Source organism: Pengzhenrongella sp. (genome assembly GCF_036565025.1).
GTDB lineage: Bacteria > Actinomycetota > Actinomycetes > Actinomycetales > Cellulomonadaceae > Pengzhenrongella.
Genome location: NZ_DATCNW010000422.1, coordinates 1 through 8,833, shown reverse-complemented (window position 1 = coordinate 8,833; position 8,833 = coordinate 1). Strand labels below are relative to the sequence as shown.

At 70.2% G+C, this 8,833-nt stretch carries 12 protein-coding genes; 4 read left to right on the top strand and 8 right to left on the bottom strand.

Going from position 1 to position 8,833, the window contains the following annotated elements:
* Window positions 1-603, bottom strand: a 603-nt coding sequence (locus VIM26_RS24275; RefSeq protein ID WP_331955906.1) for a YhjD/YihY/BrkB family envelope integrity protein, incomplete at its 3' end; no start/stop codon positions are given.
* A 98-nt stretch (window positions 604-701) separates the two neighbouring features.
* On the bottom strand, window positions 702-899 hold the full coding sequence (locus VIM26_RS24270) for a hypothetical protein (RefSeq protein WP_331955905.1): 198 nt from the start codon (window positions 897-899) through the stop codon (window positions 702-704).
* Window positions 900-1,204: 305 nt separating this feature from the next.
* Between VIM26_RS24270 and VIM26_RS24265 the strand changes: the two genes are divergently transcribed.
* The gene (locus VIM26_RS24265; RefSeq protein ID WP_331955907.1) at window positions 1,205-1,462 is read left to right on the top strand and encodes a carboxypeptidase-like regulatory domain-containing protein; all 258 of its coding nucleotides are present in this window, start codon (window positions 1,205-1,207) and stop codon (window positions 1,460-1,462) included.
* A gap of 161 nt (window positions 1,463-1,623) precedes the next feature.
* On the opposite strand, the gene VIM26_RS24260 is transcribed toward VIM26_RS24265, so the two are convergent.
* The 4 genes from VIM26_RS24260 to VIM26_RS24245 all read right to left on the bottom strand — a co-directional run bounded on the left by VIM26_RS24260 (window position 1,624) and on the right by VIM26_RS24245 (window position 4,148).
* A complete protein-coding gene (locus tag VIM26_RS24260; RefSeq protein WP_331955904.1) occupies window positions 1,624-2,322 on the bottom strand; it encodes an MBL fold metallo-hydrolase in 699 nt (232 codons plus the stop codon).
* Window positions 2,323-2,398: 76 nt separating this feature from the next.
* Complete coding sequence (locus tag VIM26_RS24255; RefSeq protein ID WP_331955903.1) at window positions 2,399-3,013, bottom strand: PadR family transcriptional regulator; 615 nt, start codon at window positions 3,011-3,013, stop codon at window positions 2,399-2,401.
* A 53-nt stretch (window positions 3,014-3,066) separates the two neighbouring features.
* Window positions 3,067-3,393, bottom strand: coding sequence for a hypothetical protein (locus VIM26_RS24250; protein ID WP_331955902.1), 327 nt, complete (start codon window positions 3,391-3,393; stop codon window positions 3,067-3,069).
* Entirely contained in the window at window positions 3,324-4,148 is an 825-nt protein-coding gene (locus VIM26_RS24245) for an NAD(P)-binding domain-containing protein (RefSeq protein ID WP_331955901.1), read from the bottom strand. The genes VIM26_RS24250 and VIM26_RS24245 overlap by 70 nt, the downstream gene beginning before the upstream one ends.
* 99 nt (window positions 4,149-4,247) lie before the next feature.
* On the opposite strand from VIM26_RS24245, the gene VIM26_RS24240 reads away from it, so the two are divergent.
* Both VIM26_RS24240 and VIM26_RS24235 read left to right on the top strand, forming a co-directional pair.
* The gene (locus tag VIM26_RS24240) at window positions 4,248-5,090 is read left to right on the top strand and encodes an NAD(P)-dependent oxidoreductase (RefSeq protein ID WP_331955900.1); all 843 of its coding nucleotides are present in this window, start codon (window positions 4,248-4,250) and stop codon (window positions 5,088-5,090) included.
* 87 nt (window positions 5,091-5,177) lie between these two features.
* The gene (locus VIM26_RS24235) at window positions 5,178-5,978 is read left to right on the top strand and encodes an SGNH/GDSL hydrolase family protein (RefSeq protein ID WP_331955899.1); all 801 of its coding nucleotides are present in this window, start codon (window positions 5,178-5,180) and stop codon (window positions 5,976-5,978) included.
* Between the two features lie 51 nt (window positions 5,979-6,029).
* Here VIM26_RS24235 and VIM26_RS24230 read toward each other — a convergent pair whose 3' ends face one another.
* The gene (locus tag VIM26_RS24230; RefSeq protein ID WP_331955898.1) at window positions 6,030-6,440 is read right to left on the bottom strand and encodes a RidA family protein; all 411 of its coding nucleotides are present in this window, start codon (window positions 6,438-6,440) and stop codon (window positions 6,030-6,032) included.
* Window positions 6,437-7,198: an IclR family transcriptional regulator gene (locus VIM26_RS24225; protein WP_331955897.1), complete on the bottom strand. Its 762-nt coding sequence runs from the start codon at window positions 7,196-7,198 to the stop codon at window positions 6,437-6,439. The genes VIM26_RS24230 and VIM26_RS24225 overlap by 4 nt, the downstream gene beginning before the upstream one ends.
* Before the next feature lie 161 nt (window positions 7,199-7,359).
* Here VIM26_RS24225 and VIM26_RS24220 point away from each other — a divergent pair, with 161 nt between their 5' ends.
* Complete coding sequence (locus tag VIM26_RS24220) at window positions 7,360-8,697, top strand: amino acid deaminase (RefSeq protein WP_331955896.1); 1,338 nt, start codon at window positions 7,360-7,362, stop codon at window positions 8,695-8,697.
* The last annotated feature ends 136 nt before the right edge of the window (window positions 8,698-8,833 follow it).

Here is an 8,833-nt window from a genome sequence, read left to right as displayed (position 1 = left end):
TGCCATCCCGGCGAACCCGGCCAGTTCCCGAAGCTTGCCGTGGACGGCATTCCCGCCCGCGCCGCGCACGTCAAACATTGCCCGCACCGCCGTGCGCAGAGCCGCCATCGCGGCCGTGGCGCTGAGCAGCAGGACGACGACCGCGATCGCACCGGCGACGTTCAGCCCCGCGCTGACGACGAGGTCCTCAGGCTTGAGAAGGCCGTTCCCGTCGCCGGTGTCGATCAGTCCCGGCAGCGAGGTCGAGACGGTGGTGAGCAGGTCCTGGCGCAAGGCTGTGTTGCCACCAAGAACGGCCATGAAGACCGTGTAGCCGATCGTCAGACCGGCGAACACGGAGAACAGCGCGCTGTACGCGATCCCTCCGGTCAGCACTCCTCCGCCAGCTGCACCGAAGCGCGCATTGGCTCGCGCTGGCCGGGTCTGCTGCCACCACGCCAGCGCGGCCTTGACCCGTGCGGCGATCGCAGCGAGCCCACTCGGTCGGGCGACCGTCGGACCCGGCGTGCGATCAGGGCTCGCGGCCGCGGCGAGGTGCGCCGAACCTGCCCCGACAGGAACAGTGGCGTCGCTGGCGGGGGTGCGGTCTCTGGGCGGTTTCACCCCTCTGACCCTACGATCGGCTAACCGTCATGGCCACAATTCTGGCGCCAAAGTCTCGCGTCGCGGTTCTACGGGAAGTCCGCGCGTCTCGTCGCGATCTATCGGGCGTGCCGGTTCTCGAGCCGGAGCTCCCGGACCCGGCGCAGTCGCAGCGAGACGCGCCCACCGCCAGGTGCGCGCAGCGAGCGGGGTCGGGCAAAGCCCCATCGTCGCAACCGCCCAGCGCAGCCAGGACACCGCAGCAGCGAGCCCGCGAGGTCGGTCTGCGCCCGCGCCTCGTCGAGCACCACGATCACGGTCGGCTCCCTCTCGCATCAGGCCATTCTCGCGACCGGCCCGCAAGCGGGTAAGGGGCGAGTCGTGTTGCAGCCTGGGGCCGCGGCCGGCCGAGCGCAAGGAGTAGGACCGCCCGAACCCGAAGTGCCCAACCGAGCCGAATCGAGCATGATCACGCTGTTGACGCGACGAGCGCAACAACGCCGCCGACCAAGGCCGACCGGCCACCGTCACCAACAGTGACGCCAGAGGGCCTCCTCGTGGTCATCCACGGCGTCGCCCTACACCAGCGGTAGCCAGCACCCTCACCGGAGGGGTCGTCGAGATCGGCGGGCCGGCACCCGGGCGTCCACGACCGTGGAAAGGCGCGACAGTCAGCGTCACGCGGGGCAACCAGCGTGTCATGTCGGCGGTGACGGACGCAGACGGGAAGTTCACCGTCCATGTCCCACCCGGCGACTACAACCTTGCCGTGGTCGAGTACAACCTCGCCGGGGTGCAGGGGCCCAGCTGCGAGACCATCACGGTGCACGTGACGGGCGGGGGCGCCACTTCCCACGATCTGGCATGCCAACTCAGATAGCTCGCCCCGGGCCCAGAACGGCCGGATCGAAACGGAACGGATCCACTCCAGAGGACATGCAGACAGCCGCCGCGACGACGGCGAGTTGCGTCACCCCTCGCGACGATCGGCCGAGCGGACCCGAGGAATACAGACCACTTGATTAACGGCCACTTCCAGCATCAAGGGCCGCGTCGGCGCCATTCTGGCGCTCTCGGCCCTGCGATTCCTCCGCTACGCGAGTGGTGGGGTTCACGTCGCGGGAACACCTCAACTACCTCTCGGGCGAGGACCTCGACCGACTCCTTGGCTGCATGCCGGTTCCAGGTCGTATACCACGGCGGACCTGACAGGCCCGGTCGCTGGAGGAGGAGACCCGACCAGGAGTTGACCTTCAAGGTCATGAGGGCGTCACCGGAGATCAGGACGCGGTCACGGGTTCGAAAGTAGGACACGTGGCCGGGGGTGTGGCCAGGAGTAGGGACGCACTCCCAATCCGGCAGGCCTGGGACCCCAGCGCCCGGCTCGAACGCGCGCGCGACCTCGCTGAGACTGGACCTGGCGAGCACTGCCTCGCGCCGCCGCGTGCCCATCATGCGCATCAGCGGCAGGACGACGAAGCGATCGAGCGGGCCGGCACAGGCCTGCATTGCGGCGAAGTCTCCGGACGCGATAGGCAGCTCGTCCGGGTGCATGTAGACCTTGCAGTCCCAGATCCGCGCCAGTCTCAGCGCCGAGCCGGCGTCGATCGCGACCCACGAACCACCTGAGCGCACGAAGTAGACGGCGTTCTGCACGCGTCCCATCGGACCCAGGTAGTACACCTCCGGGGCGATCTCCTTCGCAACGGCGGTCTCACCACCCGCTGGGCGCCGCGTCATGACGCCGATTCAACCACCCCGTGGGCGGCAGGTCCGGTCGCCGCCGAACCCGCTGCGACTCGGGCGGTGACCATCCTCACGAGGGATCTCCCTCGTGGCTAGGCGCAGAGAGCTCCGATTCCAGCCGCTCGCGCCCCCGCTGGGCACCGGGCGGAAGATCCTCGAGGCCGCGGCGCAGGTCGCGCAGCCAGTCCAGCTCGGTGACGACGTGCCGGATGCCGTTCTCGAGCGTCGCGGTCGTCAGCAGTCGCTCGATCCCCGGTGGCCCGGTCAGGGCGGCCGTCGCGTCGTCCGCGAAGGCGCGCAACACCTTGAGCTGCGCCTGCGCAGCGACGATCCGTGCGTCGATGATCGCGCGCGTCTCGGCGACCGAGAGGCGGGCCGCGAAGAAGACCTTGACCAGGAACGGCTCCCGCGCGGTGTGCGGCTCCAACGGTGCGCGGAGCCAGTCGTCGAGCGCGGCGAGCCCGGCCGATGTGATGTGGTGCTCCTTGCGGTCCGGGCGCCCGTCCTGCGCGACGACGTCGACCTCCACCAGTCCGTCCCCGGCCAGCTGCCCGAGCGCCCGGTAGATCTGGGCCTGGTCCGCGGTCCAGAAGTGGCGGACGCTCGCGTCGAAGTACTTCTTGAGGTCGTACCCGCTGAGCGGACGCAGGGACAGGAACCCGAGGACTGCGTGACGGAGCGACATGCCGCAACTATATGCGACGAGACATATATAGGGCTGGTCCTAGCGGCGCTGGTTCACGCGGTAGTGACCCGGTCGCTCCCCCAACCGCGACTGAGTGCAGCGGTGATCTGTTCCGCGACCCCGCGGGCGTCCTCGCCCACCCCGAGCAGCAGGGAGGACCCCCGGGTGCGCAGGAAATGGACCCCCACGAAGTACAGCCCCGGGACGACCGAGCTCGCCCCGTCGCGGTGCAGCGGGAAGCCCAGCTCGTCGAACGCGTCGGAAACCTGGATCCAGCCCCGGTACGCCGGCCGGTAGCCCGCGGCCAGGATCACCGACCCGAAACCGTGCAGGTCCAGGTGGTCGCGTCCGACGGCGTCGAACGGCGCCGGGTCCGGCATCTCGGGGACGGGCAGCCCGCGCGCCTCCCGCCCTGCCCGGATCCGGCCCCTGAGCATCGCCCAGCGGTTGTCACCGAACTCCACCGAACCGGCGAGATCGTCGGCGAAATACGCCGTGAGGCCCTCGACCCCGAGCGATGTCGCGCCCGTCGATCCGGCGCGGAGCCCACGGCGCGCGCCCGCACGACGTGCCGCCCCGCGAGGTGCAGCTCCTCGGCGAGCTGACACCCGGTCTGGCCGCTGCCGACCACGACGACGCCGCCCGGCGGCAGCGTGCTCGGGTTGCGGTAGTCCGCGGCGTCGAGCACGGGCAGCCGCTCAGGCACCGAGGAGACCCAGTCCGGACGGTGCGCGCGCGGGTAGGCGCCCGTCGCGACAACCACGGCCCGCGCGCTGATCGCGCCGTCGTCGGTGCCCAGCGTGAGCGTCCCGTCGCCGCCCCGCCGCAGGGACCGGACCTGAACGCCCGTGCGCACGGGCGCCCCGAAGCCCGCCGCGTAGCGCTCGAGGTGGGCGACCACGTCGTCCCGCGGCAGATAGCCGTGCGGGTCGGCACCGTCGTACGCGCCGCCGGGCAACAGGATCGAGTCGTTCGGCGTGACCAGGCAGAAGCTGTCCCAGCGGCCGCGCCACGACGCCGCCACCGTGTCCCGTTCGAGCACGACGTGCGCGACGTCGGCCCGGGTGAGCTCGTGGCTCACCGCGAGCCCGGCCTGACCGGCCCCCACGACGACGACGTCGATCTCCCCGCCCACCTCACCGAGCGTTCTCGCCGACCGGGGGCGTGTCAAGGTCGCCGCGAGGCGTAACGTGCGTGCTCGCAGCGCAGCGAACCGATTCGACGTGGAGGACTGATGACGACCGTCGCAGTGACCGGAGCATTCGGTAAGGCAGGCCAGGCCGTCGTGGCCGAGCTGCTCGGCCATGGCTACACCGTGCTGGCGTCCGACGTCGTCGGTCCGGCGGGCGGCGACAGCCCCCTCGGCGTGGACATGATGCACGCGGATCTGACCGACTACGGGCAGGCGCTCGAGGCCCTCGCCGGGGCCGACGCCGTCGTGCACCTCGCGAACATCCCTTCCCCTGGCCGCGCGCCCGCCCCGCACACGTTCACCCAGAACACCACGATGAACGCCAACGTGTTCCTCGCGGCGCAGCGGCTCGGCCTCAAGCGAGTGGCGTGGGCGTCGAGCGAGACGACGCTCGGGCTGCCGTTCGACGTGCCGCCCCGGTACGCCCCGGTGGACGAGGAGCACTTCCCGCTCCCGACGTCGACGTACGCGCTGTCCAAGGTGGTCACCGAGCAGCTCGCCGCGCACATCTCGGCATGGTCCGGGATCCCGTTCGTCGGCCTGCGCCTGTCGAACATCTTCCGGCCCGAGGACTACGCGCGGGTCGCGGACTTCCAGGGCGACGCGCCGCTGCGCCGCTGGAACCTCTGGGGCTACATCGACGTGCGCGACGCGGCGACCGCGTTCCGGCTCGCGATCGAGGCCGACGTCACCGGCTCGCACAACGTGATCATCGCGGCGGCGGACACGATCATGGACCGCCCGTCGGCGGACCTGCTCGCCGAGGTCTTCCCCGGCGTCGCGCTGAGCCGCGAGATCGGGGAGCACGAGACGCTGCTCGCGATCCGCGGCGCCCGCGACCTGCTCGGCTACGTCCCCCAGCATTCGTGGCGCGACCACGCCTGACGGGTTGCCTCGACCCTCGTCGCAATTCTCCCCTTTCACCCTCGGGGCCCTGTTCCCCTGGCCGGGTCGTGCGGGTAGATTTCGGCCATGACGAATCGGACTCGCGTCCTGTCAGGTATTGCCTCGATCGTCATTGCCGGCTCGGGGGTGATCTCGGGCGCGTCGACCGCCATCGCCGACACCGCGCGTCCGGTGAGCACCTATGTCGCGCTGGGCGACTCCTTTGCGGCGGGGCAGGGCGCGGGAGACTATCTGGACGCCTGCCTGCGGAGCGAAAATGGGTATCCCGCGCTGCTCGATGCCGTGAAAGGCGTGAACCTGCTGCGCAATGCCAGCTGCAGCGGTGCCACGACGGGCGACGTCAATTCGACGCAGCTGTCCGCGCTGAACAGAGGAACGACTCTGGTGACCCTGACCGTCGGTGGCAATGATCTGAACGTCGTGGGGGTCGCGGCCGCGTGCACCGCACCCGTTCCGGTGAATTGTTCAGCCGCCATCGCCGCGGCCTCCGCGTTGTTGAGCTCCGGCGAGCTCGCGGCCCGCCTCGGCACGAGTGTCGCCGGCATCGCCGCGGCCGCCCCGAACGCGCGGACCCTGGTCACCGGGTACCCGTACCTTCTTGCGCCGGCGGCGGCCGGCGACCCGAACGCCGCGATGGTCACGGCGATCAACACCGCGACCGGGGCCCTGAACGCCACGATCGCCGCCGTGGCCGGCCAGGCCCGGGCCGCCGGGGCGAACGTCCGCTACGTCGACGTGACCGGGGCCTTCGCGGGCCATGGCATCGGCAGCGCGGAGCCGTGGATCAACCTCACGGGGCCAGACAGCTTCCACCCGACGGCGGCCGGGTACCGCGCGTACGCGTCGGCCCTCGTGGCGGACCTGTAGGCGATCGAAGAGTCCTGCCGGGTCCGCTGCCCCCTCAGCGGCGACGCACGATCACGACTGGGACGTCACCGCGAGAGCGTCGATCTCCACCAGCATGACCTCGTGCGGCAGGTCGACGAACACGGTCGTGCGGGTCGGCAGGGCTCCGCTTGGCACGTTCTGGCGGACGAACTCGCCGTACACGTCGTTCATGGCCGCGAAGTCGTCGCGCGTGGTCAGGTAGACGCGGAACATCAGCACGTCCTCCACGGACGAGCCGCCCGCGACCAGGATCGCCTTGATGTTCTCGAGCGTCCGCCGGGTCTGCACCCGCACGTCACCGGCACCGATGTACTCGTTCGTGGCGGGGTCCATCGGCCCCTGTCCGGAGACCTGGAAGAGCCCGCCCTTCTTGATCCCCTGCGAGAACACGTGCGCCGGGGCGGGCGCGTCCTTCGTCAGCACGACCGTCTTCTCAATCATTCGGGTGACCCTTCGGTGTTGACCCAGCCCAGGTCCGCGGAGATGGCCCTGGTGCCGGCTTTCAGTTCGGGCAAGAGCGTCAGCAGGTCGTCGTAGCCGAGCAGGACGACCGGCACGGAGATGGAGGCCGCGGCGATGACCCGGCCCCCGGCGTCCCTGATCGGTGCCGCGATGCAGTGCACGAAGGACTCGTGCTCGGCGTTGTCATGCGCCCAGCCCTGCTCCTTCACCATCGCGAGCTCGGCGAGCAGCGCACCGGGGGTGGTCAGGGTGTTGGGCGTGAGCCGGACGTAGTCGATCCCGTCCGCGATGGACTGCTGCCTGCTCAGCGGCAGGTCGGCCAGCAGCACCTTCGCGACCGCCGCGGACTGCAGCGCGGCCGTGAGCCCGATGCGGGAGTACATCCGCACCGGGTGGTGCGACTCGACCTTGTCGATGTACACGACCTCGTCGCCCTCGAGGACGGCCAGGTGCACGGTATGTCCCGTCCGCGCATTGATCTCGTCGAGACGATCCCGGGCCGTCGACCGGATATCCCGCTGCTCGAGGGCTTTGAACGAAAGCTCGAAGAATCTCGATCCGAGACGGAATCTTTGCGTGTCGTCGCGAACGACGAACCGCTTCTCCTCGAGCACGCGGAGCTGGCGCATGATCGTCGTCTTGTGGACCGATGCCTTGGTTGCGAGTTCGTCCAATGTCGCCGGGCGGTCGGCAATCTCTGCCAACAGGTCGAGCGCGCGCCCCAGGCTCTGACTCACAAACCCCCCATTATTGTTTCGATATTGTTTCGGGCCTTGGCGTCGTTTTGACTGGAGAAGACGGGTCATGTTAGACACATCCCCAACACCTTTGCAACCCGCGTTGCAGCATGTGCAACGCAGCGTCATTGCTTGTGTCGTCGAAGGAGACCGGACCACCTGTGAACACTCCCGAACCAGATCTGGGTACAGCGGCGATCGACGAAGATTCGCTGGCACGACTGGCAGATGTGGTGGTCGGCTGGCGAGACAAGGCGGTGCCCGCCGGCGCGGCAGGAAAGACCGTTCGGGAATTCCTTGCCGCGGGCAACCGGCTCGCGGACCTGCAGACCCCCCTGCTGACCCTGGACGCGGGCGCGATCCGAGCGAACCTGGACCACCTCGCCGCGTGGTGCGCGCAGCGCGGGATCCTGCTGGCCCCGCACGGCAAGACGACCATGGCGCCGCAGCTGTGGTCCGAGCAGCTGCACCGAGGTGCCTGGGGCATCACGTTGGCCAACTTCGCCCAGTTGCGGGTCGCCCGTACCTTCGGGGTGAACCGGCTCCTGCTCGCGAACAGCCTGACCGATCCGCGGGCCATCGAGTGGGTCGCCGCGGAACAGTCCGACGGGGCCCGGATCCTCTCCTGGGTCGACTCGGTCCAGACGGTCGAGGTCATCGAGCGAGCGCTGGCCGCACGAGCCGAGCCGGCCGTGCTGGACGTCCTGGTGGAGGTCGGCGGCGTCGGCGGACGGACCGGGGCACGCGGGTTCGCGGCGGCGCTCGAGGTGGCCCGCGCGGTCGCGGCGTCGGACGTGCTGCGCCTGGTCGGCGTCGCCGGATACGAGGGCTCGCTCGCGCACAGCGCGACCGACGACGCCCTGGCGCGGGTCGACGACTACCTCCGGGTGCTGGCCGCGGTGCACCGCGAACTGCTGGCCGAGGACCTCTACGGCGACGGCGCGGACGTGATCCTGACCGCCGGCGGCAGCGCCTACTTCGACAACGTCGCCGACGTGCTCGGCCCGTGCATCACGAGCGGGTCGGCGGCGAGTGGCGGGCGCAGGGTCGACGTCGTCATCCGCAGCGGCTCCTACGTCATTCACGACGACGGCTTCTACCGCGAGATCTCCCCGTTCTCGCGGCACGGGGACGAGCCCTTCCGCACCGGGATGCACGGCTGGGCGCGGGTCGTCTCGAGCCCCGAGCCGGGCCTGGCCATCCTGGACGCCGGCAAGCGGGACCTGCCCGTGGACGAGGGCCTGCCGATCCCCCGCGCGATCGGCCGCGCGCTCGGCGGACCGATGTCCCCGCTGGTCGCCGCGTCGATCACCGCCGTCAACGACCAGCACTGCTACCTGAGCTTCGATCCGCGGACCACCGAGGTCCACCTCGGGGACGTCGTCCGGCTGGGGCTCTCCCATCCCTGCACGGCCCTGGACAAGTGGACGCTGATCCCGGTCCTCGCCGACACGGTCGACGACCAGCGCGTCGTCGACCTCGTCCACACCTTCTTCTAGGTGGCTGGTGTCGAGCGGGTGTTCCTGGGCGGGATTTGGCTCGGCGGGGTTGATGAGGGGTTCGTCGGGGCGGTGAGCGGGTTTCGCTCTTGGTCGCCCGGTGGCGCGGTTCGGGCCCGGTGAGGAGCCCCTGGGC

Bases quoted from the DNA above. Each gene is read 5' to 3' on its own strand.
- VIM26_RS24260 (WP_331955904.1), bottom strand. From the start codon at position 2,322: ATGACGCGGCGCCCAGCGGGTGGTGAGACCGCCGTTGCGAAGGAGATC.
- VIM26_RS24255 (WP_331955903.1), bottom strand. From the start codon at position 3,013: ATGTCGCTCCGTCACGCAGTCCTCGGGTTCCTGTCCCTGCGTCCGCTC.
- VIM26_RS24250 (WP_331955902.1), bottom strand. From the start codon at position 3,393: ATGCCGGACCCGGCGCCGTTCGACGCCGTCGGACGCGACCACCTGGAC.
- VIM26_RS24240 (WP_331955900.1), top strand. From the start codon at position 4,248: ATGACGACCGTCGCAGTGACCGGAGCATTCGGTAAGGCAGGCCAGGCC.
- VIM26_RS24235 (WP_331955899.1), top strand. From the start codon at position 5,178: ATGACGAATCGGACTCGCGTCCTGTCAGGTATTGCCTCGATCGTCATT.
- VIM26_RS24230 (WP_331955898.1), bottom strand. From the start codon at position 6,440: ATGATTGAGAAGACGGTCGTGCTGACGAAGGACGCGCCCGCCCCGGCG.